Origin of the sequence: Pseudomonas sp. MWU13-2517 (assembly GCF_023242545.1) — a bacterium.
Lineage (GTDB): Bacteria > Pseudomonadota > Gammaproteobacteria > Pseudomonadales > Pseudomonadaceae > Aquipseudomonas.
In genome coordinates, this window is sequence record NZ_JALMFA010000003.1 from 341,148 (window position 1) to 364,731 (window position 23,584).

General features: G+C 60.7%; 23 protein-coding genes and 1 tRNA gene. 16 read left to right on the top strand and 8 right to left on the bottom strand.

Going from position 1 to position 23,584, the window contains the following annotated elements; all coding sequences use genetic code 11:
* Positions 1–106: 106 nt before the first annotated feature.
* The gene (locus M5B97_RS06630; protein ID WP_248731050.1) at positions 107–517 is read left to right on the top strand and encodes a hypothetical protein; all 411 of its coding nucleotides are present in this window, start codon (positions 107–109) and stop codon (positions 515–517) included.
* 110 nt (positions 518–627) lie between these two features.
* Positions 628–1,536: a glutaminase B gene (glsB, locus tag M5B97_RS06635; protein WP_123718095.1), complete on the top strand. Its 909-nt coding sequence runs from the start codon at positions 628–630 to the stop codon at positions 1,534–1,536.
* Positions 1,537–1,569: 33 nt separating this feature from the next.
* Here the strand turns inward: glsB and M5B97_RS06640 are convergent, their stop codons facing one another.
* From M5B97_RS06640 to M5B97_RS06665, 6 genes are all read right to left on the bottom strand, one after another.
* Positions 1,570–2,070: a signal peptidase II gene (locus M5B97_RS06640; RefSeq protein ID WP_248731051.1), complete on the bottom strand. Its 501-nt coding sequence runs from the start codon at positions 2,068–2,070 to the stop codon at positions 1,570–1,572.
* A gap of 70 nt (positions 2,071–2,140) precedes the next feature.
* Positions 2,141–2,380 (bottom strand): DUF6124 family protein, encoded by a 240-nt coding sequence (locus M5B97_RS06645; RefSeq protein WP_248731052.1) that lies wholly within the window; start codon positions 2,378–2,380, stop codon positions 2,141–2,143.
* A 362-nt stretch (positions 2,381–2,742) separates the two neighbouring features.
* Positions 2,743–4,011: an FAD-binding oxidoreductase gene (locus tag M5B97_RS06650; RefSeq protein ID WP_248731053.1), complete on the bottom strand. Its 1,269-nt coding sequence runs from the start codon at positions 4,009–4,011 to the stop codon at positions 2,743–2,745.
* Positions 4,008–4,760, bottom strand: a complete 753-nt coding sequence (locus tag M5B97_RS06655; RefSeq protein ID WP_248731054.1) for an amino acid ABC transporter ATP-binding protein — start codon at positions 4,758–4,760, stop codon at positions 4,008–4,010. The genes M5B97_RS06650 and M5B97_RS06655 overlap by 4 nt, the downstream gene beginning before the upstream one ends.
* Positions 4,757–5,425, bottom strand: coding sequence for an amino acid ABC transporter permease (locus M5B97_RS06660; protein WP_034106261.1), 669 nt, complete (start codon positions 5,423–5,425; stop codon positions 4,757–4,759). Before M5B97_RS06660 ends, M5B97_RS06655 begins: the two co-directional genes overlap by 4 nt.
* The gene (locus M5B97_RS06665; RefSeq protein ID WP_248731055.1) at positions 5,422–6,204 is read right to left on the bottom strand and encodes an ABC transporter substrate-binding protein; all 783 of its coding nucleotides are present in this window, start codon (positions 6,202–6,204) and stop codon (positions 5,422–5,424) included. The genes M5B97_RS06660 and M5B97_RS06665 overlap by 4 nt, the downstream gene beginning before the upstream one ends.
* Positions 6,205–6,419: 215 nt before the next feature.
* Here M5B97_RS06665 and M5B97_RS06670 point away from each other — a divergent pair, with 215 nt between their 5' ends.
* From M5B97_RS06670 to M5B97_RS06685, 4 genes are all read left to right on the top strand, one after another.
* Positions 6,420–7,199, top strand: coding sequence for an IclR family transcriptional regulator (locus M5B97_RS06670; RefSeq protein WP_248731089.1), 780 nt, complete (start codon positions 6,420–6,422; stop codon positions 7,197–7,199).
* A gap of 191 nt (positions 7,200–7,390) precedes the next feature.
* Positions 7,391–7,465, top strand: a tRNA-Lys gene (locus tag M5B97_RS06675).
* 52 nt (positions 7,466–7,517) lie between these two features.
* Complete coding sequence (locus M5B97_RS06680; protein WP_248731056.1) at positions 7,518–9,413, top strand: hypothetical protein; 1,896 nt, start codon at positions 7,518–7,520, stop codon at positions 9,411–9,413.
* 45 nt (positions 9,414–9,458) lie between these two features.
* Positions 9,459–9,791, top strand: a complete 333-nt coding sequence (locus M5B97_RS06685) for a hypothetical protein (protein ID WP_248731057.1) — start codon at positions 9,459–9,461, stop codon at positions 9,789–9,791.
* A 311-nt stretch (positions 9,792–10,102) separates the two neighbouring features.
* On the opposite strand, the gene M5B97_RS06690 is transcribed toward M5B97_RS06685, so the two are convergent.
* Complete coding sequence (locus M5B97_RS06690) at positions 10,103–11,347, bottom strand: saccharopine dehydrogenase family protein (protein ID WP_248731058.1); 1,245 nt, start codon at positions 11,345–11,347, stop codon at positions 10,103–10,105.
* Between the two features lie 28 nt (positions 11,348–11,375).
* A complete protein-coding gene (locus M5B97_RS06695; protein WP_123718101.1) occupies positions 11,376–12,473 on the bottom strand; it encodes a carboxynorspermidine decarboxylase in 1,098 nt (365 codons plus the stop codon).
* Positions 12,474–12,659: 186 nt separating this feature from the next.
* Between M5B97_RS06695 and M5B97_RS06700 the strand changes: the two genes are divergently transcribed.
* The 10 genes from M5B97_RS06700 (at position 12,660) to metE (ending at position 23,510) form a co-directional block, all read left to right on the top strand.
* The gene (locus tag M5B97_RS06700; protein ID WP_248731059.1) at positions 12,660–13,343 is read left to right on the top strand and encodes a DUF2268 domain-containing putative Zn-dependent protease; all 684 of its coding nucleotides are present in this window, start codon (positions 12,660–12,662) and stop codon (positions 13,341–13,343) included.
* Positions 13,344–13,424: 81 nt separating this feature from the next.
* On the top strand, positions 13,425–14,444 hold the full coding sequence (locus M5B97_RS06705) for a LacI family DNA-binding transcriptional regulator (RefSeq protein WP_248731060.1): 1,020 nt from the start codon (positions 13,425–13,427) through the stop codon (positions 14,442–14,444).
* A complete protein-coding gene (locus tag M5B97_RS06710; RefSeq protein WP_248731061.1) occupies positions 14,428–15,432 on the top strand; it encodes an ABC transporter substrate-binding protein in 1,005 nt (334 codons plus the stop codon). Before M5B97_RS06705 ends, M5B97_RS06710 begins: the two co-directional genes overlap by 17 nt.
* Positions 15,433–16,245, top strand: coding sequence for an ABC transporter permease (locus M5B97_RS06715; RefSeq protein ID WP_123718104.1), 813 nt, complete (start codon positions 15,433–15,435; stop codon positions 16,243–16,245).
* The gene (locus tag M5B97_RS06720) at positions 16,242–17,036 is read left to right on the top strand and encodes an ABC transporter permease subunit (protein ID WP_123718105.1); all 795 of its coding nucleotides are present in this window, start codon (positions 16,242–16,244) and stop codon (positions 17,034–17,036) included. The genes M5B97_RS06715 and M5B97_RS06720 overlap by 4 nt, the downstream gene beginning before the upstream one ends.
* Positions 17,033–18,064, top strand: a complete 1,032-nt coding sequence (locus M5B97_RS06725) for an ABC transporter ATP-binding protein (protein WP_248731062.1) — start codon at positions 17,033–17,035, stop codon at positions 18,062–18,064. The genes M5B97_RS06720 and M5B97_RS06725 overlap by 4 nt, the downstream gene beginning before the upstream one ends.
* A gap of 9 nt (positions 18,065–18,073) precedes the next feature.
* Positions 18,074–18,907: a phosphodiesterase gene (locus M5B97_RS06730; RefSeq protein WP_123718107.1), complete on the top strand. Its 834-nt coding sequence runs from the start codon at positions 18,074–18,076 to the stop codon at positions 18,905–18,907.
* 137 nt (positions 18,908–19,044) lie between these two features.
* Complete coding sequence (locus M5B97_RS06735; RefSeq protein ID WP_248731063.1) at positions 19,045–20,364, top strand: OprD family porin; 1,320 nt, start codon at positions 19,045–19,047, stop codon at positions 20,362–20,364.
* 151 nt (positions 20,365–20,515) lie between these two features.
* On the top strand, positions 20,516–21,124 hold the full coding sequence (locus M5B97_RS06740) for a LysE family transporter (protein WP_248731090.1): 609 nt from the start codon (positions 20,516–20,518) through the stop codon (positions 21,122–21,124).
* Positions 21,125–21,221: 97 nt separating this feature from the next.
* Positions 21,222–23,510, top strand: coding sequence for a 5-methyltetrahydropteroyltriglutamate--homocysteine S-methyltransferase (gene metE / locus M5B97_RS06745; protein ID WP_248731064.1), 2,289 nt, complete (start codon positions 21,222–21,224; stop codon positions 23,508–23,510).
* Positions 23,511–23,584 lie beyond the last annotated feature (74 nt).

Consider the following 23,584-nt stretch of genomic DNA (forward strand, 5'->3'; position numbering starts at 1 on the left):
GGCTGGATTGCGAAACAGTTTGGCTATTCTGTGCAATGCCGTCCAGTGCCTGGCCCCTTATAGTGAGAGTCACTCTCATTAAGAAGAGTCATAAAGGAGCCATGCCATGCGACTCGACAGTTCAACGTTCCCCATCGTCAAAATCGTCTTCGATGCCCCCAACGACAGCGGGCCGGAGGATGCCTTCCTGATCTTCGAGGGCCTGCTGGCCCGCCGGCAACCCTTCGTGCTGCTGCACGACAAAGCGGTGGACGAGAACAACTACGAGCACTCCCACGAAGAGCGCAAGCACGCGTCCATCTGGATGAAGAAAAACAAACCGGCGCTGCAGGCGTTCGTCAAAGGCATGATCCAGGTGGAACCCTGCGCGGCCAAGCGCCTGGCACTCAAACCGTTTACCGCGACATTCGGCAAGGCGTGGGGTTATCCGTTGCTGGTGGTGGAGTCCACGGACCGGGCCTGGGCGCTGGCGCGGGATGTGCTGGATGAAGAGGTGTCGGATGTGGCGCATTTCTGACGACGTGCCCGCTTGCCTGTGGTGTGGGGGGAAGCTCCCTCGCCACAGGCATTTCAGGTATCCTCCGCGCCCCGCTATCACCGATTCAAAGAAAGATGACAGGACAAGACATGCAGGCGCTGCTGGAATCGATCCTAGACGAAGTTCGTCCACTGATCGGGCTCGGCAAAGTCGCCGACTACATCCCAGCGTTGGCCGATGTGCCCGCCAACCAACTCGGCATCGCGGTATACGGCAACGACGGCTCGGCGTACTGCGCCGGTGATGCCGACACCCTGTTCTCGGTGCAGAGTATTTCCAAGGTCTTCAGCCTGGTGCAAGCCATCGACCATGGCGGCGAAACCATCTGGGAGCGCCTGGGCCATGAGCCTTCCGGGCAACCGTTCAACTCCCTGGTGCAGCTGGAATTCGAACGCGGCCGCCCGCGCAACCCGTTCATTAATGCCGGCGCGCTGGTGATCTGCGACATCAACCAATCGCGCTTTGCCGTGCCGATTCTATCGATGCGTGACTTCGTACGGCGCCTGTCGGGCAACCCGCAGATCCTGGTCAACAGCGTCGTCGCCGAATCCGAAGCCCAGCATGGCGCACGCAATGCGGCCATGGCCTATCTGATGAAATCCTTCGGCAACTTCCACAACGACGTGGACGCAGTGCTGCACAGCTACTTCAACTATTGCGCGTTGCAGATGAGCTGCCTCGACCTGGCCAAGGCATTCAGCTTCCTCGCCAACGAAGGCACCAGCGCTCACAGCGGTGAACAGGTGCTGACCGCACGCCAGACCAAGCAGGTCAACTCGATCATGGCCACCAGCGGGCTGTATGACGAAGCGGGCAACTTCGCCTATCGCGTGGGGCTGCCAGGCAAGAGCGGGGTAGGCGGAGGGATTGTCGCGGTGGTGCCCGGGCAGTTTACGGTGTGCGTGTGGTCGCCGGAGTTGAACGCGGCGGGGAATTCGCTGGCGGGGATGAAGGCGTTGGAGTTGTTGAGTGAGCGGATTGGGTGGTCGGTGTTTTAAGGCCGTTCCCAGGCGTGGAAACGGCCTCGACTCTCAGGCCCTGCGTGTGACGAACAAGTCCATCATCAAATACACGGCCCCGGCGGTAATCGCGATATCCGCAATATTGAACACCCCGGTATGCGTCGGCCCAACGTTCAATACCATGTAGTCAACGACATGGCCGTCTCGAAATACACGGTCGATCAAGTTGGCGATACCGCCCAGGGCGATGGCGTAAAGCGGCAAGACTTTACGCAAGGGCTGGCTCCAATTGGACAGCGACCACCACATCGCCCAGGCCACTACGATGGCCACGCCGGCGATAAAGATCAGTTGCTTGAGCTGTGGTGGCAGCGCAGCGCCCAAGCTGAGGAATGCGCCTGGGTTCAGGCTCAGTTCCAAGGCAAGGTTGAACGGGGTGGAGCCGATTTTGAAACTCTGGGTTTGCAGCGAAACCAGGGCCAGTAGTTTTACCAACTGGTCCACGGCAACAAAGGCAATGCCGGCGAGTAGGGCGAAGGTGCGGCCTCGCAGTAGGGGCGATGTGCTCAAGCGGTACTTCCTGTTCCGAGTCTGTCGAGAGGGCGCCCGAAGATAGCTCAGGCGCCTCGCGCCGTCTATGTCAGGCTGGCGGGTGAGTTTCGTCCAGCGCCTTGTCCACCAGCAGTTGTACGCCTTCGAGCATCCGGCAGATGCCCAGTGCCACATTGCGTTGCGCCCCTTCGATTTCAAAGGCCAGGTGAGTGGCGATGTCGGTGATGCAGGACAGATCCTGGGAGGCGTTGACCAGCAGGGTTTCCGTGCCCAGGTTGGTGCGTACGGTGAATAGTTGAGCTGGGGGATTTGGTGTGTCTTTAATCATGGTGGAGCTCCGTCGACAAGTGGAGCCGCCAGCGTTCGCGGTCAAACGAAGAGGGTGGCAGCTGTACGCGGGTTGACCGACCGGTTGTCAACGAACCCGGCATACCCGAGGGTATCCCGCGCACAACTGCCGCGACACGATACCTCAGGCACAAAAAAAACGCCTGGGATAGGTGCAGGGCGTAGCAGTTTGTTAACAAGGCCGGACGGTCAAATCCGGTCGCCGAATTGGCAGCGACGGCGCAGAGGTTAGCCAGCGAAGTTCCGAGCGACAACCTGAAACCCTTGTGGGAAAATTCCCGGAAGTCATGGCTAAATGCGACCCCTGTGGCGAGGGATCAAGCTCGCCACAGGGGGCGCATGTCAGCTGATGTTGAGTCGGTCCAGCAGGCTGTACCACGCAACACCCGCCCCAATGTAAAACCGTTGCAGCCCATGCATCGGCAAGCGCTGCAACGGTGTCACCGGGTAGGCGAACTCCGCCTGGCTGTCACACAACTTGCCCGCCAGTTGCTGCCCCAGGCTGGTACACAGCGCGATCCCACGGCCATTGCAGCCCAGCGCCAAGGTCAGCCCCGGTGCGGGCTGGTGCACATGGGGCAGGAAGTCGCGCGTGATCGCGATACGCCCGGCCCAGCGATACTCGAATTCCAGTGGCCCCAACTGCGGAAACAGCAACGCCAGCGAACGCTCCAGGTGGGCGAAATCGGTGGGCGACGTGGGGTCGTTGAACAGCCCGCGGCCGCCCATCAGCAAGCGCCCATGACTGTCTTTGCGAAAGTACAGCAGCAGCCTTTGCGCGGTGGAGGCGGTTTCCTGGCCCGGCAAGATGCTGTCCGCCGCGCGTCCACTCAAAGGCTTGGTGGCGACGATAAAACTGTTTGCCGCGAGGATGCTCTGTGCCATGCCCGGCCACAGGTTGCCGCTGTAGCCGTTGGTGGCCAGCACGACTTGATCGGCCATTACCCGCGCACCCGAAGCCGTCTGCAATTGCCAGGCCGCTCCCTGGCGCTGCAAGCCGGTCACCGCGCTCTGCCCATGAATCCGCGCACCCGCCGCCAACGCCGCGCCCACCAATCCACGGGCGTAAGCCAGCGGTTGAATGGCCCCGGCGCGACCATCCAGCCAGCCGCCGGCAAATGCGTCACTGCCCATGCGTGAAGCCACCGCCGATGCATCCAGGCGCTGTACCGGAACGCCACGCCTGGCCCACTGATCCGCCCGCGCGTGTAGCCCGGCCACGCCTTTTTCCGTGTAGGAGACCTGCATCCACCCCTTGCGCACAGGCGCGCAATCGATGCGATGCCGTTCGATCAACCTGAACACCAGATCCGCTGAATTCGATACGGTCGAAATCAGTGGTTCGGCGCGCTCCGGTCCGAACATCTGCACCAGTTGCTCCGGGTCGTACTTGAGCGTCGGATTGACCTGCCCACCATTGCGCCCAGAGGCACCCCAGCCGGGCTCATTGGCTTCCAGCACGCACACACTGATACCACGCTCGGCCAAATGCAGCGCGGTCGACAAGCCTGTATAGCCGGCGCCGACAATCGCCACATCCACCTTCAGCGATTCGCTCAACGCAGGTGTCGGCACTGTCGACGGCGCGGTCGCTGACCACAATGACTTCATGACAGGCTCCGCGTAGCGCCGGTGGGGTGCAGCACCCGCCGCAGGAAGTCCTGAGTGCGTGGATGTTGTGGATTGCCCAGCACCTGTTCGGCCGCGCCGCTTTCGACGATGTAGCCGCCATGCAGGAAGCACACGCGGTCGGCCACTTCGCGTGCAAAGCCCATCTCGTGGGTGACCACGATCATGGTCATGCCTTCGTCGGCGAGGGTGCGCATCACCGCCAATACGTCACCGACCAGTTCCGGGTCTAGGGCCGAGGTGGGCTCGTCGAACAGCATGGCTTCGGGTTTCATCGCCAGGGCACGGGCGATGGCCACGCGTTGTTGCTGGCCGCCGGAGAGTTGTTCCGGGTAAGCGTCGGCCTTGGCGCTCAGGCCGACTTTTTCCAGCAGCACCAGGGCTTCTTCGCGGGCCTGCCTGGGCGATTCGCCTTTGACGTACACCGGGCCTTCCATTACGTTTTCCAGCACGGTGCGATGGGGGAACAGGTTGAAGCGCTGGAACACCATGCCCATGCGGCTGCGCAGGGTATGCACGGTCTTGCTGCCGCGTTGCACGGTTTCGCCGAATACAGTGATGCGCCCGCCGTCGTAGGCTTCCAGCGCATTGATGCAGCGCAACAGGGTGGACTTGCCCGAGCCCGAGGGGCCAATCAGGCACACCACCTCGCCCTTCATCACGTCGAGGTCGACGCCGTGCAGCACGCGATGGCTGCCGTAGTGTTTTTGCAGTTGGCGAATCTCGATCATGCTTTTTTCCTCCGGCCCAGGTGCTGTTCCATACGGCGCAGGCCATACACCAGCGGCAGGCTCATCAGCAGGTAGAGCAGGGCGACCAGGGTGTAGACGGTCATGTTCTGGAAGGTCGACGAAGCAATCAGCTGGCCCTGGCGGGTCATTTCGGCGACGGTGATGGTGGAGACCAGGGACGAGTCCTTGAGCATCATTACCAGGGTGTTGCCATAGGGCGGCAGGGCGATGCGAAACGCTTGCGGCAGGATCACCCGGCGCATCATCAGCGCCGAACGCATGCCGAGGGCTTCGGCGGCTTCACGCTGGCCTTGTTCGACGGCAATGATGCCGGTGCGGAAATTCTCGGCCTGGTACGCCGAGTAGGCGATGCCCATGCCGATCACGCCGGCATAAAACGCGGTGAGGTGCACGCCCATGTCCGGCAGTACAAAGTAGATGTAGAACAGTTGCACGATGATCGGCAGGCCACGGATCACATTGATGATCGTACTCGCCGTCCACGACAGCGCGCGGATCGGCGACAGCTTGAGCAACGCCAGCACCAGGCCGATGGCGCTGCTGAGCAGGAACGACAACACGGTGATCTGGATCGTCACCCAGGCGCCTTGCAGCAGGATCGGCAGGAAGTCCTGGGCGTTTTGCAGGAACTCGGCCGGGTTCATGGGCGCACCTGGGTATCGAGTCCCCACTTCTTGAGAATGCTGTCGAGGATGCCATCCGCCTTGATGCTGGCGATGGCGGTGTTCAGGCGCTCAAGGGTTTGCGCATCGCCCTTGCGCACCACCAGGCACACTTGGCCGACGTTGGTGGGCGTGTAGTCAGGGGCAAGTTTCACGCCTTTGAACAACTTCTGGCGGATCTGGTAGGCCACCACCGGCTGGTCACCCACGGCGGCCTTGATGCGCCCCAGCGACAGGTCGCGGACCATCTCGCCGATGGAGTCGTAGGTGCGGATCTCCTTGAAGATCCCCAGCTTGTTCAACTGGTCGTAGAAGATCGTACCGGCCTGCACGCCGACGACCTGGCCCTTGAGGGGCGTGAGGTCGGGGTAGGCGGCATTGTCATCGGCATTGATGATCAGGCCCTCACCGTAGGCATACACCGGGGCGCTGAAGTCGACGACCTTGGTGCGTTCTTCGGTCTTGAGCATGCCGGCGGAAATGAAGTCGAGCTTGCCGGAAGTGAGGGAGGGAATCAGCGCAGCGAAGTTGGTCTGCTCGATCTGGCTGGTAAAGCCGCCGGCCTTGCCCACCGCCTCGGCCACATCGACCATCACGCCCTGGATGCTGTTGCTCTTGATGTCGAGGAAGGTAAACGGCGAACCACTGGCCGTTGCACCGACTTTGTATGAGGACGCACTTTCTGCGTGCACGCTGCTGACGCAGAGCGTGGCGCAGAGGCCGAAGGCAAGGCGGCGAAACAAGGGCGAAAGACTGTTCATCGGGTTACTCCAGAAGGAAAACGGAAAGTCAGTACCGCGAGCGGCTGCCGATGAAATCGCAAGCTCTGTGCCATTTCGATTGGTAAAAATCGTATATCGCTACATAAAATCGACAAAATGAACCTTTCGTATCGGTATGCGATATTAAATGGTCTTTTTTTGTGATTTAAGGTAGAAACAGTGCCATGCCTGATCGACCTGACCGCGAGCCCGCCATGTCCGAAGAACGCAACAGTCTGCACAACCAATCCCTGGAAAAAGGCCTGTCGGTGCTCAAGGCATTCAGCGCCCAGCGCCGCAGCATGAGCCTTGCAGAGGTGGCCGAGGCTGCCGGCATGACCAAAAGCTCGGCCCAGCGCATGGTGTTTACCCTCGAAAGCCTGGGTTACCTTCGGAAACACTCCCGCACCCGGCATTACCAACTCACACCGCGGGTGCTGGAGTTGGGCTTCAGTTACCTGGATGCGCATTCGTTGATCGAAGTGGCCAACCCGTTTCTGTCGGAGTTGACGCGGCTGACCGGCGAGACGTCGTGCCTCACCGAGCCTGCCGGGTACGACATGACCTATATCGCGCGTTTCGTCAGCGCGGGCTTCGTGCCCGTGCACATGCCGATCGGCTCGCGGGTGCCGATGTATTGCACGGCGTCGGGGCGCGCGTATTTAAGCGCGTTGCCGCAGGAGGAAGCGTTGGTGTTGATCGAGAACAGCCGGCGCATCGCGCACACCAGCCAGACATTGACGGAGGTCGACAGGATCCTGGAGTCGTTGCAGCAAGTGCGCGAGCAGGGCTATGCGGTGAATGGCCAGGAGCTGTTCCTGGGCGACATGACTATTGGCGCGCCGGTGCTGGGCGCCAATGGCCGGCCGGTGGCGGCGGTGCACGTGGTGGCGCCGACCAGTCGGTGGAGCAGGGCGGATGCGGAGAAGCAACTGGCGCCGGCGCTGTTGCAGTGCTCCAGGGCGCTGAGCAATTCGGCGCGGAACCTGGAATAAATGTAGGAGCCAGCTTGCCGGCGATAGCTGGGGGTCAGTAACACGTCCATCTGCTGACACTCCGCTACTCGGAGAGTACGAAGAGGTCCGCCTGGTTTTGACAGAAAAAAGCTCAGTGTCGTCAGCTATAGCTTAATGATGATCTGCGACCTTCACATTCTTTAGCCATTGTTCAACAATACGCCCCCTGTTCCGGAGTAGTTCAGCGGTAGAACACTCGGCTCTTACCCGGGTGGGCGCTGGTTCGAATCCAGCCTCCGGACCCATCACATTAAAAGGCAATCTGGACACCTCTCCAGAGCAAATGGAGCGACTGGCATGGACGCAGGTTATGCGGTCTTCCAACTTTCCAAGGCATTGCTTGCGCACGATCAAACCAGTGGCCCGCTCGCGCGTTTCAATGCCCGCAGACGTATCTCACAATGGCAACAAGTGATTACGCATATGCTGCAAGGCACCGCCGAGTATGGTTCGCGAACCCCGCTTGTCGAGATACCTGCGTGGGTTACGCTGGAAGTCATCACTGGCGGATTTGCTACCGGCAACCTATTGGCGGGTGGCGAATTGACTGACTATGAGCGTGAGTTGACCGCTTCTATTACCGGTATTCGGAAAGGGTTTGAGCGGCTGGATCTCAACGCTTGGTATCTGACGGATGATGGCCTTGAGGCGCTGCAACAGCGTCTGGCCAGTGGTGACTATAGCGTTGATGTTCCGGAGGAGGCCGCGTTACTGACAGTGGCATGGCTGTCGAGCCAGCGTCGCAACGACGAGGCCAGGGCACTGATAGACGTGATTGTTCCGTTTTTTGACCGATTGCGCTTCTTTCCGTCAGCCTCCGCGCAGCTCCCGATTTCAGCCACGCAAGTTCATATCGCTAATAGTGGTGAGGTCAGGCAGCTGCTTTTAACCTTGCCACCGCGAGTTCAGATCGTTGCTCAGAAACAGGCGATCGAAGCCCGTCTACCGCTTTACGATTCAGCCGTTGCGCATTTCCTCCTCACGTATCAGGCGGGTTGGCCATGCCGCATTTACCCGGCTAAGTGGCACGAACAGGCCGCCGAATTAGCGGCTCGTTATAACCAACTTGAGATCAACAAGCGCTCTCCTGATCGTGTAGGGGAGTTGTTTCTTTTGCTTGAGCAATGCTCTCGCGATGCAGAGTCGCTTACAGGGCGCCAAGTGGGTCGTATTCGTCAAATTGTCGATGACTTCGTGCGCAAATATGGCACGCCGGATTCTGCTGCTCACCTTGCGTTCCGGTCGGGCCAGCTTCGCCAGGTATCAGGGCCAGAGCATTATCTGATTGCGCGTGCCGTTGCAAAGCGTCTTTCTAAGTATCCAGATCAAAGTGGAATCTGCGATTTTGCCGATTTGGCCATGCCGCTGAGTGTTGAAGAGGCGGCGGACTACGCGCAGGCCGAAGGTGTTGCGATACCTGCGCCAATACTGCGACGTGTTCAACGCTGTCGCAGCGGAACAATCAGCGAGTTGATTGAGCATGGGCTGATTACTTCGGGTGACACGGTCGCACAAGTACTGCCATCGATGACCGCCCAGATGAGTAGCGCAGGGCTACGCGACGAAGCGTTGCGGAGGGTCTATGCCTTTACCTATCAGGCCTTCCGTCGAAGGCGTTCATTGCTGCTATTGAATCTTCAAAGACAGGTGAGCTTCAGTGAGTTGCCGTGGATTGCCGCCATTGAAGGCGATCGACAGTCAGGCATAGCAGCGGCGAGTGCAGCGAGGCAGTCTCTCGTTGAGTCCTCGGCATTAACGCTTCATGCCTTCCCTTACGCCATCCTTCCTAACAAGCTTCTTCAAGAGTTTGGAGCGCTGGCGGACAGTGCGGATTTGGACCTCCCCTTTGTGGAGGAGGTCGCTGCAGATATCTTCATGGGGCAGTTCTCAACTAAGTTTGCTGACACTGCCCGGCGAGCGGGCCGGGTAATAGCAGGCTCCCTTTACGCGCGTTATTACGCTATCGATACCGACGAGCTGGCTAGCCTCAAGATAGGAGGGCGACGGCGTGCTCGAGTTGCAAGCGAGGCTTTTGCATCTTTATGCGCAAAGCGAGCGGGCGCAAAGTTGGGCACTTGGCACCCTGCAACCAATGGCATGATCCTTGAGCAACAGCAGATTTTAACGACGCAAAACCTTGCGCTGCTTTTCGACGAGCTCGGGTTGAAAGGTTTGCTGAGTGCTCGGTTATGAGGCATGGTCCAAGCGAGTTTTGAGTGGGTCTGCAAACGGCACCAGATGCATACCGATCTCTATCATGCTCGATTGATTATGCTCAAGAACACCGCTTATGCCTGGCGCCAGATGGTGTTTTACCTCGCAATGCTTGACGAGCATGAATGCAAAGAAGCCTTGAAGTCGATCGAGGCTTGTTTCGCTAAGCAGCCGCAGGCTTTCCGAGAAAGATTTCTCCCTGTGATGATCGGCTTGCGCAAGGCTGCCGCAGGCGAAGTATTGCCTCAGCAAGGTCAGACGGCCGATGGTGCGAGGGTCTTTTTGGGATGGAGCACTACACGGCACTGGTTACTGCCGCCGCAGGACGTTACTTCAAATCAGGCGGTTGGGCAGTAGGTCAAGCACGGTGTGACGCTGTTGTCTTTACACTGAAGAAGGAGCCGGCGCCTACAGTAGGCGATGTGTTTGGCACAAACAAAAATGCGCCCCAGAGGGTAATGCCCGTCAGTTAAGAAGTAGAAAGGCGACAAAGTAACCCGTGGCGAGGGAGCTTGCTCCCGTTGGGCCGCGAAGCGGCCCCGCTCTTTGTTTACAAAGTACGGGACTGCTGCGCAGTCCAGCGGGAGCAAGCTCCCTCGCCACAGGTACGGCGTTCACCCTTGACTGACTGGCGGGCGCATTTTTTTGTTCGGTCAGCTATCGCCTATTCAGGCAGTCGCATCCCAAGCCCGATCACCGTTCTCGTCCTTGATCCGAGTCGGCAGGCCCATCACGTCCAGCGCTTTCAGGAACGGCTCAGCCGGCAGTTCCTCGACGTTGGCCATGTGTTTCACATCCCATTCACCACGGGCCACCAGCAGGGCCGCAGCCACTGGAGGAACGCCGGCGGTGTAGGAGATGCCCTGGCTGTCGGTCTCGGCGAAGGCTTCTTCATGGCACGCCACGTTATAGATGAATATCTCGTGGGGCTGGCCATTTTTGGTGCCTTTGACCAGGTCGCCGATGCAGGTCTTGCCGGTGTAGCCCGGCGCGAGCGACGACGGGTCGGGCAGCACGGCCTTGACCACTTTCAACGGCACCACTTCCACGCCTTCGGCGGTGGTGACCGGCTTTTCGGAAAGCAGGCCAAGGTTTTTCAGTACGGTGAACACGTTGATGTAGTGTTCGCCGAAGCTCATCCAGAAGCGCACGTTGGGCACGTCGAGGTTTTTCGACAGCGAGTGCACTTCATCGTGGCCGGTCAGGTACAGGTTCTGCGGGCCGACGACAGGCAGGTCGTCCGTGCGTTTGACTTCGAACATGGTGTTGCTGGTCCACTGGCTGTTCTGCCAGCTCCACACCTGTCCGGTGAACTCACGGAAGTTGATTTCCGGGTCGAAATTGGTGGCGAAGTATTTGCCATGGGAGCCGGCATTGACATCGAGAATGTCGATCGAATCAATGCGGTCAAAATGCTGTTGCTGCGCCAGCGCGGCATACGCGTTGACGACACCTGGGTCGAAGCCCACGCCAAGGATGGCTGTGATGTTCTTCTGCTTGCACTCTTCCAGGTGGTTCCATTCGTAGTTGCCGTACCACGGCGGGGTCTCGCAGACCTTGCCCGGCTCTTCGTGGATGGCGGTGTCGAGGTAGGCAACGCCCGTGTCGATGCAGGCGCGCAGTACCGACATGTTGAGGAACGCGGAACCTACGTTGATGACGATCTGCGATTGTGTCTCGCGGATCAGGGCCTTGGTCGCTTCCACGTCCAGGGCGTTCAGTGCAAAGGCTTGGATGTCGGCGGGAACCTTGAGGCTACCCTTGGCCTTGACGCTGTCGATGATGGCCTGGCATTTGGAGATGTTGCGCGACGCGATAGCAATACGACCGAGTTCGTCGTTGTGCTGCGCGCACTTGTGGGCCACCACCTTGGCGACACCTCCTGCACCAATGATAAGAACGTTCTTTTTCAATTGCTTTATCTCTCCTTTATCCGCCAGCTTACGAAAGGCTGGACAGGTAGTCGTCGTAACCAAATTCACGAACCACTTCGACGGTACCGTCGAGTTGTTTCACTACGATGGACGGCATTTTCAGGCCGTTGAACCAGTTTTTCTTGACCATGGTGTAGCCTGCGGTGTCGATGAACGACAGCCGATCGCCGATGGCCAGCGGACGATCAAATTGATACTCGCCGAAGATGTCGCCGGCCAGGCAGGATTTGCCGCACACCATGTAGGTGTGTTCACCCTCGCTCGGCGCCAGCTTGGCGTTGAGGCGATAGATCAGCAGGTCCAGCAGGTGGGCTTCGATGGAGCTGTCTACCACGGCCAGGTTTTTGCCGTTGTAGAGGGTGTCGAGCACGGTGACTTCCAGGGAGGCGCTGTTGGTGATCGCCGCTTCCCCCGGTTCCAGGTAGACCTGCACGCCGTACTTTTCGGAGAACGCCTTCAAGCGTGCGCAGAATGCGTCCAGCGCGTAGCCTTCACCGGTGAAATGGATGCCGCCGCCGAGGCTGACCCACTTGACCTTGTGCAGCAGCTCGCCGAAGCGTTCTTCGATCACGCCCAGCATCTTGTCGAACAGGCTGAAGTCGCCGTTCTCGCAATTGTTGTGGAACATGAAGCCGCTGATCTGCTCGATCACGCCTTCGATCTTCACCGGGTCCCACTCGCCCAGGCGGCTGAACGGGCGTGCCGGGTCGGCCAGCAGGTAGTCGGAGCTGCTGACCTGAGGGTTGACGCGCAGGCCGCGGGTCTTGCCTTCGCTGCGTTCAGCAAAGCGCTGCAGTTGGCTGATGGAGTTGAAGATGATCTTGTCGCAGTTATCCAGCATCTCTTCGATTTCATCGTCAGCCCAGGCCACGCTGTAGGCGTGCGCCTCACCTTCGAACTTCTGGCGACCGAGCTTCAGCTCATACAGCGACGACGATGTGGTGCCGTCCATGTATTGCTGCATCAGGTCGAACACCGACCAGGTGGCGAAGCACTTGAGGGCCAGCAACGCCTTGGCGCCGGACTGCTCGCGCACGTAAGCAATCTTCTGCATGTTGACCAGAAGCTTCTGTTTATCGATGAGGTAGTACGGCGTTTTGATCATTTTTGAGAGCCTGCGGCGGTGCCTGCCAAAAAAGGACACGCATTGTGCCCGCACTTGGATCAGATCGAAAGGTTAGTCAGCGCAATTTGCCGCGCACTTTTGCACGTTACGCTGGTTGTATGACCGTCTATCGCTATCATGGTCCGCCTGGACAAGTGGTCCTGGCGTTATCGACGGGAGGTCATGATGGATGCATGGACGTTGCACTGGCTGGAGGCATCTGGCTCTCTGGCAGCATTTCACCAGGTATTGAATGAAGAGTTCGAGGTGGCCTACCGCGCGATTGCCCGCTGGATGCCGCCGCCACGACTGGATGTGCTTATTCAGCGATTGCCCGGTGAAACCCTCGCCGAACTCGGCTTGGTCGGGCGGGCGTATCGCAGCACGATGTTCTCCCTGACCCTGGACCCCGACAATCCGAATTTTGCCGCGAGCCTCAAAGACGGGGCCGTGCATCGGCATATCGTTCACGAGGTGCATCATTGCCTGCGCATGGCGGGGCCAGGGTACGGGTGGACGCTGGGTGAAGCGCTGATCAGCGAAGGGCTGGCCGGGCAGTTTGTACGGCACGTGCTGGGCAGCAAGCCGGAGCCATGGGAGCGGGCGCACGACCTTGAAGCCCTGCAGGCCGCGCCGGTGAGCCTGAATGAGCTTGAAGCGACTTACTACGATCACAGTGCATGGTTTTTTGGCACGGGAGACAAGCCCAGGTGGCTGGGGTATGCGCTGGGTTATCAGATGGTCGGGCGATGGCTGGCGATAACGGGAGTGCCTGACGCGGCAGCCTGGGTCAACGTGCCTGCAAAAGACATTATCAAGCTGGCGCTTGAGGAGGGATTGCTGCGCAACGCCCTGCAGCCGTTGCCATAAAACCGTCATCTGCCCACCACCTTCCTGCCACATTCCCCCGTTACTGTCCTCGCCAGTGAGATCGATCTCAAGCGAGTGACAATGACTGACCTGAAAGACGTAGCGAGGCTGGCTGGCGTATCACGCGCGACTGCCGCGCGCACTTTTGCTTCTCCCGACCAAGTGCGGCCGGCCACCCGTGAGCAGGTGTTCGCCGCCGCCCGTGAGCTGGGGTTTCGCCCCAATCGGCTGGGCCGCCAACTGCGCCTGCAAACCACCCAACTGATCGGCGTGGTGGTGCCCAACCTGCTCAACCCGGTGTTCGCCGAACAGTTCCAGGCCATGGAGCGTGCGGCGCGGTTGCGCGGTTACAGCCTGTTGTTGGCGACCACCGATTACAGCAGCGAACGTGAAAGCATTGTGGTGGAAGAGCTGTTGCGCCAGCGCGTCGACGGCCTGGTACTGACCGTCACCGATGCCGAAAGCAACGTGGTGCTCAGCAGCCTGAATACCGAGAAAACCCCGTTCGTGCTGGCCTACCACCAGCCGGGCAATCCCAATTACAGCGCGGTGTCGGTGGACAACCGCGCGGGCATGGCCATGGCCACCCGCTATTTGCTCGATGCCGGCCACCGACGCATCAGCATGGTCGCCGGCCCCGCGTTGCAGTCGGACCGCGCTCGCTTGCGTTATGCCGGTTATTGCGACGCGATGAAGGAGTACGGCCTGGACAGCCGCCCGGTGATCGAAATGCCGGCCCATACCCAGGCTGAATTCGCGGCCATTGCGCCGTTTCTGCAAGGCGCAGATGCGCCCAGCGCACTGGTGTGTTCCAACGACTTCCTGGCCATCAGCCTGATCGCCGAGCTACGCCGCAACGCCTGGAATGTGCCCGGGCAGTTGTCGGTCATGGGCTTTGACGGCATTGCCCTCGGCACCCAGATGCACCCGACCCTGTGCAGCGTGGTGCAGCCCATCGCGCTGCTGGCCAGCACCGTGATCGACCAATTGTTGGCGCAGATTGCAGGCCTTGCCCCGACGTCCCATTGCCTGCCTTGCCATATCCGGCCGGGCGAAAGCACTCAACCCCATGAGGAGACCCTTGATGCGCACACTGCGTAAAACCCTGGCCGCCGTGCTGCTGTTCGGCACCGTCAGCCTGGCCCAGGCCGCCGACACCGCGATTTGCTACAACTGCCCGCCGGACTGGGCCGATTGGGGCACCCAGCTCCAAGCCATCGCCGCCAGCACCGGTGTACAGGTGCCGATGGACAACAAGAACTCCGGGCAGTCCCTGGCGCAACTGGTGGCCGAAAAAGCCGCGCCGGTGGCTGACGTTGTGTACTACGGCGTGACATTCGGCCTGCAGGCGCAAAAAGCCAACGTGGTCGACACCTACAAACCCAAGGCCTGGGACCAGATCCCAGCGGGTCTCAAGGACCCGGCCGGCCACTGGTTCGCGATCCACTCCGGCACCTTGGGCATCATGGTCAACGTCGATGCACTCGGTGGCCTGCCGGTCCCGCAAAGCTGGGCCGACCTGCTCAAGCCGCAATACAAAGGCATGGTCGGTTACCTCGACCCTTCCAGCGCTTTCGTCGGCTACGTATCGGCTGTCGCGATCAACCGCGCCATGGGCGGCGACCTGGACAACTTCGCCCCGGCCATCGACTACTTCCAGAAACTGGCGAAAAACGCCCCCATCGTGCCCAAGCAGACCGCCTATGCGCGGGTGTTGTCCGGCGAGCTGCCGATCCTGGTGGACTACGACTTCAACGCCTACCGCGCCCGCTACAAGGACAAGGCCAATGTCGCTTTCGTGATCCCCCAGGAAGGCAGCATCAGCGTGCCCTATGTCATGAGCCTGGTCGCCAACGCACCGCACCGTGCCAATGCCGAAAAGGTCCTCGATTTTGTGCTGTCGGACGAAGGCCAGGCACTCTGGGCCAAGGCTTACCTGCGCCCGGTACGTGCGATGAAAATGCCCGCCGATGTCGCCGCGCAGTTCCTGCCCGACAGCGACTATGCGCGTGCCGGGGTGGTGGACTACGAAAAAATGGCCGCTGTGCAGGAAGCCTTCGCCGCCCGTTATTTGAACGAGGTCAAGTAAGTGACGGCGAAACATACGACCTGGGCGCTCGCGCCTGCCTTCGCGGTACTGCTCGCGTTCTGGCTGCTGCCGCTGGCGCACTTGATAGTGCTCGGCGCCGAGAGCCGTGACAGCAACGGCAGCGGTTACTGGCAGGTGCTCAGCAGTGCGCAGTACCTGGGAAGCCTTGGCCAAACCCTGGTCCTGGCGGTGGTGGTGACGGGGGCCGCGCTGGTGATCGGTGGCATCAGCGGCGTATTCCTGGCCCGCCAGCAATTCTTCGGGCGTTCGGCGCTGGTCGCGTTGCTCACCTTTCCGTTGGCGTTTCCCGGCGTGGTCGTGGGTTTCCTGGTGATCCTGTTGGCCGGGCGCCAGGGGCTGTTCGCGGCCCTGGGCCTGCAACTGGCCGGTGAACGTTGGATTTTCGCCTACTCGTTGGCGGGGCTGTTCGTGGGCTACCTGTACTTCTCGATCCCACGGGTGATTCTTACGGTGATGGCTGCGTGCGAAAGCCTCGACCGCAGCCTGGAAGAAGCGGCGCACTCGCTGGGCGCCGGGCATTGGCGCGTGGTGTGCGATGTGATCGTACCTGGCCTGGCGCCCGCGTTGGCGTCCTGTGGGGCGATCTGTTTCGCCACGTCCATGGGCGCTTTCGGTACGGCGTTCACCTTGGGCACACGACTCAATGTCACCCCGGTGGCGATCTACAACGTATTTACCAACTACGCCAACTTTGCCGTCGCCGCTGCGCTGTCGGTGGTGCTCGGCGCGGTGACCTGGGCGGTGTTGCTGCTCACGCGACGCCTGGTGAAAAACTCGGGGACTGTGCTGTGAAGCGTTCATCGCTGTTTGTGCTGCAACTGCTGTTCACCCTGCTGGTGTGCGCCTTCATGCTGGTGCCGGTGCTGATGTCGTTGCTGGCAGGCCTGACTCGCAACTTCTTCGTGGGCCTGTCCAGTGGCCTGACTTTCGATTGGTTGGTCCAGGTGTGGCAGGCCTATTCGCCCACGGTGTGGTTGTCGCTGCAACTGGCCCTGGCCTGCGCGGTCGGTGTCTGCGTGATTGGCGTACCCGCGGCCTACGCACTGGTGCGCATGAACAACCGCTTCAGCCGCGCCTTTGAAGAACTGATGGTGCTGCCGGTGGCTATGCCGGGGTTGGCCAGTGCATTGGCCTTGCTGCTGACCTACGGCGAGTTTGGCCGCTTTCGCAGCAGCTGGTTGTTCATTCTGGTCGGCCACGTGCTGTTCACCTTGCCGTTCCTGGTACGCCCGGTGATGGCGGTGATGCAGCGCCAGCAACTGCCGGTGCTGGAGGAGGCCGCCGCCAGCCTTGGCGCGGGGCCGTTCAAGCGTTTTTTCAGCGTGGTGGTACCCAATTGCCGGGCGGGGATTCTGGCGGGTGTGTTGATGGTGGTCACCCTGTCCCTGGGTGAGTTCAACCTGACCTGGATGCTCCACACCCCGATGACCAAGACCTTGCCCGTGGGCCTGGCCGACAGCTACGCCTCGGCGCGCCTGGAAATTGCCAGCGCCTACACCCTTATCTTTTTGCTGATGATCGTGCCGCTGTTGATTGCGTTGCAGGCCATCAGCGCTCGTTTGTCCCGTGGAGAGCGTCGATGACCGCTATCACTATTGGCCTGCAAGGTTGCCGCAAGGCGTTTGCCGACGGCACCGTGGCCGTGCATGACTTGAACCTGACCGTCGAGGGCGGCGAAACCCTGGCGATCCTCGGGCCTTCGGGCTGTGGCAAGACCACCACGTTGCGCCTGATCGCCGGGCTGGAGCGCCCGGATGTGGGCCAGGTGTTTTTTGGTGACCGGGATGTCACGCGCCTGCCCATCGAGCGTCGCGATGTGGGCATGGTGTTCCAGAACTATGCGCTGTTTCCCAACCTGGATGTGGCCGGCAATATCGTCTACGGCTTGAAGATTCGTGGCATGTCGGCGCCCGAACGCAACAAGCGCTGCGAGGAGCTGCTGGAGTTGGTTGGGTTGCAGCACCACGGTAAACGCAGCATCCACGAACTCTCGGGCGGTCAGCGCCAGCGCGTGGCACTGGCCCGCGCCCTGGCACCCCGCCCGAAGGTGCTGCTGCTGGATGAGCCATTGGCTGCACTCGACGCACAGTTGCGTGAACGCCTGCGCAGTGAACTGAATGAGCTGCTGCGTGGCCTCGGTATCACCAGCGTATTCGTCACCCATGATCAGTGTGAAGCGATGGCCCTGGGCGACCGCATTCTGGTGATGGAGCACGGCCGCGTCGCTCAATTGGCCAGCCCTCGCGACATCTACCAGAAACCGGCCAACGCCTTCGTCGCCGGGTTTGTCGGCAACCTCAACGCCTTCTCGGTGCTTGAGCAATCGCCTCACGGCCTCAAGGTGTGCGGCGGTGAACTGCCATGGCAAGCGGCCGACCAGCCCGCCACGGTGTACTGCCGCCCCGAACACCTGCGGGTGATGGAGGGGGAAGGGCACTTGCATGGCCATGTGGTGGCGCAGTTTTTCCAGGGCGCGCAAAGCCGCCTGCTGGTGGAAGTGGGCGGCCCGCAACCGCTGCTGGTCGACAGCAGCGATAACCAGCTGTATGCCGTTGGCGCGCCGATTGCCCTGGCGATCGCGCCGCACATGTTGTTCACCCTGAATGCTTGAGAACTTATTTTGAATCGTCCGTTTCTAGTCGCGCAGATCAGCGACCTGCACCTCAAAGCCGGCCAGCGCCTCACCTACGGCGTGGTCGATACCCTGGGCGCGCTGCGCCGTGCCGTCGACCACTTGAATGCCAGTCACCCACGGCCCGATATCGTGGTGGTCAGCGGCGACCTGGTGGACTTCGGTCGCGCTGATGAGTACGCCGTGCTGCGCCCCGAACTCGCGCGCCTGCACATGCCGTGCTACTTGGTGCCCGGCAATCATGATTGCCGTGGGCCGCTGCTGGACGCGTTCCGCGACCACGCCTACCTGCCGGAGACGGCGGACGGCCCGTTGGACTGGGTGGTGGATGAGCACCCGCTGCGTTTGATCGGGCTTGACTCCACGATTCCCGGTGGCCATGGCGGCCAGTTGCTGGACAGTCAGTTGCAATGGCTCGACGCACAGTTGTCGTTACGCCCCGACGCGCCGACGTTGCTGATCCTGCATCATCCGCCGTTTATCAGCGGTATCGGCCATATGGACCGTGAACCCTTCATCAACGCCGCCGCCCTGGAGCAACTTGTCGCGCGCCACCGGCAAGTGGAGCGCCTGTTGTGCGGGCATTTGCATCGTCCGATGCAGCGGCGTTTCGGCGGCAGCCTCAGTTGTGTATGCCCCGGCACATCCCACCAGATCGTGCTGGATTTGCAAGACGCCGCGCCCGCGCATTTCAACCTGGAGCCGGCGGGTTACCTGTTGCATCGCTGGGATGCGCAACAGGGTTTGATCAGCCATAACGGCGTGTTCGGGGAATACCCGGGGCCGTATCCGTTCTATGACGCCCATGGATTGATTGACTGAGGTTTTACGGAGGTTAACTCGCTCAACTAAGCACTAAACGTTCGTTAGCGCACCGGCCAACTTCCCGTGTGGTCGCGTGCATCCTGCTGCCTGTTTTTTGTGCCCGGAACTTGGATTCCGCGCCGGAGTTCGTCCTGATGAAAGCCACTTTGAATGTATTAAGCGTATTGACCGGCGGCCTCGGTCTGGCCCTGAGCCCCTTGGCCTCGGCTGACTTCTTGAGTGACAGCAAGGCCAACCTGGGCTTGCGCAACTTTTACTTCAACAACGACAACCGTAGCGGAACTGCCGCGCCGTCGAAGACCGAAGAATGGGGCCAGGCGTTTATCCTCAACTACCAGTCGGGCTTTACCGACGGCACGGTCGGCTTTGGCCTGGATGCGGTCGGCATGCTCGGTGTGACCCTCGACAGTGGCGCCGGCCGTCACGTCGGCAGCTCAATGATCCCCAACGATGACGGCAAGGCCGCCGACAACTGGGCGCGTGGTGGTGCGACGGCCAAGGCGCGTTTTGCCAAGACCGAAGCGCGCTACGGTTACCTGCGCCCAAACCTGCCGATCCTGGTCAGTAACGATGGTCGCCTGTTGCCGCAGTCCTTCGAAGGCGGGCAAATCACCAGCAAAGACATCGACAACCTGACGCTCATCGGCGGTCAACTGCAACACACCACCGGCCGGGGCTCCAGCGACCGCAGCGGCCTGGCAGCGGCGGGAGGCACCCGGGAAAGTAACAAATTCAACTATGCCGGTGCCGACTACCAAGTGAACAAGGACCTGATGGTCCAGTACTACTACGCCAACCTCGAAGACTATTACCAGCAGCACTTCGCCGGGCTTATCCATGTGTTGCCGCTGGGCGACTATGGCTCGCTGAAGACGGACCTGCGCTACTTCAAGACCACGTCCGACGGCAAGAACAGCAGCGCCGCCGGCCGTGCCGAGGGCTACAAGTTCGGCGGCTATACCAAAAACGGCAGTGGTGAAATCGACAACAACACCTGGAGTGCGGCGTTCATCTATTCCCTGGGCCCGCACGCGATCACCGCCGGTTACCAGCAGGTGTCAGACGATAGCAACTTTGCCCAACTCAACCAGGGTGGCCTGGTGAATAAAGGGGAGGGCGGTTCCAGTTTGTACCTCTACACCGACCGCACCGTGCAGACATTCATCCAGGCGGGCGAGCGTACGGCGTTTGCGCAATATGCCTATGACTTTGCTGCGCTGGGTGTGCCGGGCTTGAAGGCCTCGGTCATGTACTTGAAGGGTGACCATATCCTCACTGCCAGCGGCAACGATGCCAGCGAGTGGGAGCGGGATATTTCCCTGGATTACGTGGTACAGAGCGGCACATTCAAGAACGTCGGGTTCGGCTGGCGTAACGGTGTATCACGCAGTGACGTGGCCAGGGACCAGGATCAGAATCGGTTGTTTGTGAGCTATTCGATTCCATTGATGTAAGGCTTTACACCGCACCAAGCTGTGCGGGTTCGTGGCAGTGAGCGGGGCAAACCCGCTCACTGCCAGTGGTGCATGCCGACCACAAACGTACAAGAGCCATTCCCACCTGCCGCCGTAGACTCGCCGCATGCTCTCTACTGCAGGTATCCCCATGGACATCTTCCTCTACGCCTTCAGCGTCATGTACAGCCCCGGCCCGGTCAATTTCATGGGCCTCAACGCCGGGCTCACCGGCCAGTTCCGGCGCTCTACCGGGTTCTTCGCAGGTGTGGGCTGCGCGATGCTGGTGTTGTTCGTGCTGTTTGGCTACACCGGCGAAGCGATCATTTCCCACGCGGCGTTGCCGTACATTTCCCTGGTGGGCGGTGTGTACACCCTGTACCTCGCTTATCAGGTGTTCACGGCGCGCACGGTGGTGGATGAAGCCGTTTCATCGGCACCGGCCAGAACCCTGACCTTCTGGAATGGCCTGGTGATCCAGCTGCTCAACCCCAAGGGCATCATGGCGGTGTTGCCTATCACCAGCGTGATGTTGCCGGCGGCGCATATCACCGGAATGTCGATTGCCGTCGTTTCAGCCGCGCTGGCCTTCGGCGCATTCGGCGCGCCATGGATTTACGCGGCGCTCGGGGCGTTGTTGGGACGGCGGATCAATGGCTCGTCGGCATTCACGCTGTTCAATCGCTGCATGGGCGTCGCGCTGGCGGTATGCGCCTATTTCATGTTCCAGGCGTTTTATACCCATGCGGTCGCAACATGAGTAAATCTTGTGATCATCTGGAATAATATGAGTTTGTCTCACTATCGCTGTTTACCGACAATGCCTGCCATAAATAACGGCATTGGAGTTGTAGGTCATGGCAGTCGCTCATTCCTTGGGTTTTCCGCGCATTGGACGCGATCGTGAACTGAAAAAAGCGCAGGAAGCGTTCTGGAAGGGCGAGCTTGACGAAGCCGGCCTGCGCGCTGTTGGCCGGGACCTGCGCCAGGCCCACTGGGCATTGCAACAGCAGGCCGGTATCGAATTGCTGCCCGCCGGCGACTTCGCCTGGTACGACCAGGTGCTGACCCACTCGCTGATGTTCGGTGTGATCCCGGAGCGGTTCCGCCCAGCCGATGGCAAAGCCACTCTGCAAACCCTGTTCGGCATGGCCCGTGGCGTGAGTGACAGCTGCTGTGGCGGCGCCCATGCGCAGGAGATGACCAAGTGGTTCGACACCAACTACCATTATCTCGTCCCCGAATTCAGTGCTGACCAGCAATTCCACCTGGGTTGGGACCAACTGTTCGAAGAAGTGCAGGAAGCCCGCGACCTGGGCCACAACGTCAAGCCGGTGGTGATCGGCCCACTGACTTACCTCTGGCTGGGCAAGGCCAAGGGCGGCGACTTCGACAAACTCGAGCTGCTCGACCGCCTGCTGCCGCTGTATGGCCAGATCTTCCAGCGCCTGGCCGAGCAGGGGGTTGAGTGGGTACAGATCGACGAGCCGATCGTGGTGCTCGACCTGCCGCAGGAATGGAAAAACGCCTTTGAGCGCGCCTACAACCTGATCCAGCGCGACCCGCTGAAAAAACTTGTGGCGACCTACTTCGGCGGCCTGGAAGAGAACCTGGGCCTGGCCGCCAACCTGCCGGTCGACGGCCTGCATATCGACCTGGTGCGTGCGCCCGAACAGTACCCGACCATCCTCGACCGCTTGCCGGCTTATAAGGTGTTGTCCCTGGGTGTAGTCAATGGCCGTAACGTCTGGCGCTGCGACTTGGAAAGTGCGCTGGCGACCTTGAAGCACGCTCATGAGCGGTTGGGGGATCGCCTTTGGGTTGCGCCGTCCTGCTCGTTGTTGCACAGCCCGGTTGATGTGGACCGTGAAGACAAATTGGATGCCGAGTTGAAAAGCTGGCTGGCCTTTGCCGCACAGAAGTGCGCTGAAGTGGCCGTACTGGCTCAAGCGGTTGACCAGCCTGAAGCACCTGGCGTACCGGCGGCATTGGCCGAAAGCCGCGCCGTGCAAGCGGCCCGTGCGGCATCGCCGCGCATTCACAAGCCCGCGGTGCAGGCTCGTGTGGCGGCCATCACCGCCAATGACAGCCGGCGCCAGTCGTTGTTTGCCCAGCGTATCGAGAAACAACGCGCCGGCCTGAACCTGCCGCTGTTTCCGACCACCACCATCGGTTCGTTTCCGCAAACCGCTTCGATCCGCCTGGCGCGCCAGTCGTACAAGGCCGGCAAGTTGAGTGAAGCCGAATACGTCGAGGCCATGCACAGCGAAATCAAACACGCCGTGGAAGTCCAGGAAAACCTCGGGCTGGACGTGCTGGTACACGGTGAAGCCGAACGCAACGACATGGTCGAGTACTTCGCCGAACAGTTGGATGGCTACGTATTCACCCGCTTTGGCTGGGTGCAGAGCTACGGCTCGCGCTGCGTGAAACCGGCGGTGATCTTCGGTGACCTGAGTCGCCCGAAGGCCATGACCGTGGAGTGGATCCGCTACGCCCAGGGGCTCACCAGCAAGGTGATGAAGGGCATGTTGACGGGCCCGGTGACCATGCTGATGTGGTCATTCCCGCGCGAAGACGTGAGCCGCGAAGTTCAGGCCCGCCAACTGGCCCTGGCCATTCGCGACGAAGTGCTGGACCTGGAAGCGGCCGGCATCAGGATCGTACAAATCGACGAAGCCGCCTTCCGTGAAGGCTTGCCGTTGCGCCAGGCGCAGTGGCAGCACTACCTGGATTGGGCCACTGAAGTGTTCCGCCTGTGCGCCAGCGGTGTGCGTGACGAAACCCAGATCCACACCCACATGTGCTACAGCGAGTTCAACGATGTGATCGAGTCCATTGCCGCCATGGATGCCGACGTGATCACCATCGAAACCTCGCGCTCGGACATGGAGTTGCTGGACGCCTTCGAAGCCTTCGCTTACCCGAACGAAATCGGTCCGGGCGTCTACGATATCCACTCGCCACGGGTGCCGGATGCCTCGGAAATGGCTAACCTGCTGCGCAAGGCCGCCAGGCGGATTCCAGCCGAGCGCCTGTGGGTCAACCCTGATTGCGGCCTGAAAACCCGCGGCTGGCCGGAGACCGAAGCGGCGTTGATTCATATGGTCACTGCGGCACGTCAACTGCGGGCTGAGCTGGCGTGACCTGAACGCCTTGGATTAAAGGCCGACCACGACGTTCGAGGCGTCGCGGTCGGCTTTTTGCGTTGCACGACGTA

Bases quoted from the DNA above. Each gene is read 5' to 3' on its own strand.
- M5B97_RS06630 (WP_248731050.1), top strand. From the start codon at position 107: ATGCGACTCGACAGTTCAACGTTCCCCATCGTCAAAATCGTCTTCGAT.
- glsB (WP_123718095.1), top strand. From the start codon at position 628: ATGCAGGCGCTGCTGGAATCGATCCTAGACGAAGTTCGTCCACTGATC.
- M5B97_RS06645 (WP_248731052.1), bottom strand. From the start codon at position 2,380: ATGATTAAAGACACACCAAATCCCCCAGCTCAACTATTCACCGTACGC.
- M5B97_RS06650 (WP_248731053.1), bottom strand. From the start codon at position 4,011: ATGAAGTCATTGTGGTCAGCGACCGCGCCGTCGACAGTGCCGACACCT.
- M5B97_RS06655 (WP_248731054.1), bottom strand. From the start codon at position 4,760: ATGATCGAGATTCGCCAACTGCAAAAACACTACGGCAGCCATCGCGTG.
- M5B97_RS06660 (WP_034106261.1), bottom strand. From the start codon at position 5,425: ATGAACCCGGCCGAGTTCCTGCAAAACGCCCAGGACTTCCTGCCGATC.
- M5B97_RS06665 (WP_248731055.1), bottom strand. From the start codon at position 6,204: ATGAACAGTCTTTCGCCCTTGTTTCGCCGCCTTGCCTTCGGCCTCTGC.
- M5B97_RS06670 (WP_248731089.1), top strand. From the start codon at position 6,420: ATGTCCGAAGAACGCAACAGTCTGCACAACCAATCCCTGGAAAAAGGC.
- M5B97_RS06680 (WP_248731056.1), top strand. From the start codon at position 7,518: ATGGACGCAGGTTATGCGGTCTTCCAACTTTCCAAGGCATTGCTTGCG.
- M5B97_RS06685 (WP_248731057.1), top strand. From the start codon at position 9,459: ATGCATACCGATCTCTATCATGCTCGATTGATTATGCTCAAGAACACC.
- M5B97_RS06695 (WP_123718101.1), bottom strand. From the start codon at position 12,473: ATGATCAAAACGCCGTACTACCTCATCGATAAACAGAAGCTTCTGGTC.
- M5B97_RS06700 (WP_248731059.1), top strand. From the start codon at position 12,660: ATGGATGCATGGACGTTGCACTGGCTGGAGGCATCTGGCTCTCTGGCA.
- M5B97_RS06705 (WP_248731060.1), top strand. From the start codon at position 13,425: ATGACTGACCTGAAAGACGTAGCGAGGCTGGCTGGCGTATCACGCGCG.
- M5B97_RS06710 (WP_248731061.1), top strand. From the start codon at position 14,428: ATGCGCACACTGCGTAAAACCCTGGCCGCCGTGCTGCTGTTCGGCACC.
- M5B97_RS06725 (WP_248731062.1), top strand. From the start codon at position 17,033: ATGACCGCTATCACTATTGGCCTGCAAGGTTGCCGCAAGGCGTTTGCC.
- M5B97_RS06735 (WP_248731063.1), top strand. From the start codon at position 19,045: ATGAAAGCCACTTTGAATGTATTAAGCGTATTGACCGGCGGCCTCGGT.
- M5B97_RS06740 (WP_248731090.1), top strand. From the start codon at position 20,516: ATGGACATCTTCCTCTACGCCTTCAGCGTCATGTACAGCCCCGGCCCG.
- metE (WP_248731064.1), top strand. From the start codon at position 21,222: ATGGCAGTCGCTCATTCCTTGGGTTTTCCGCGCATTGGACGCGATCGT.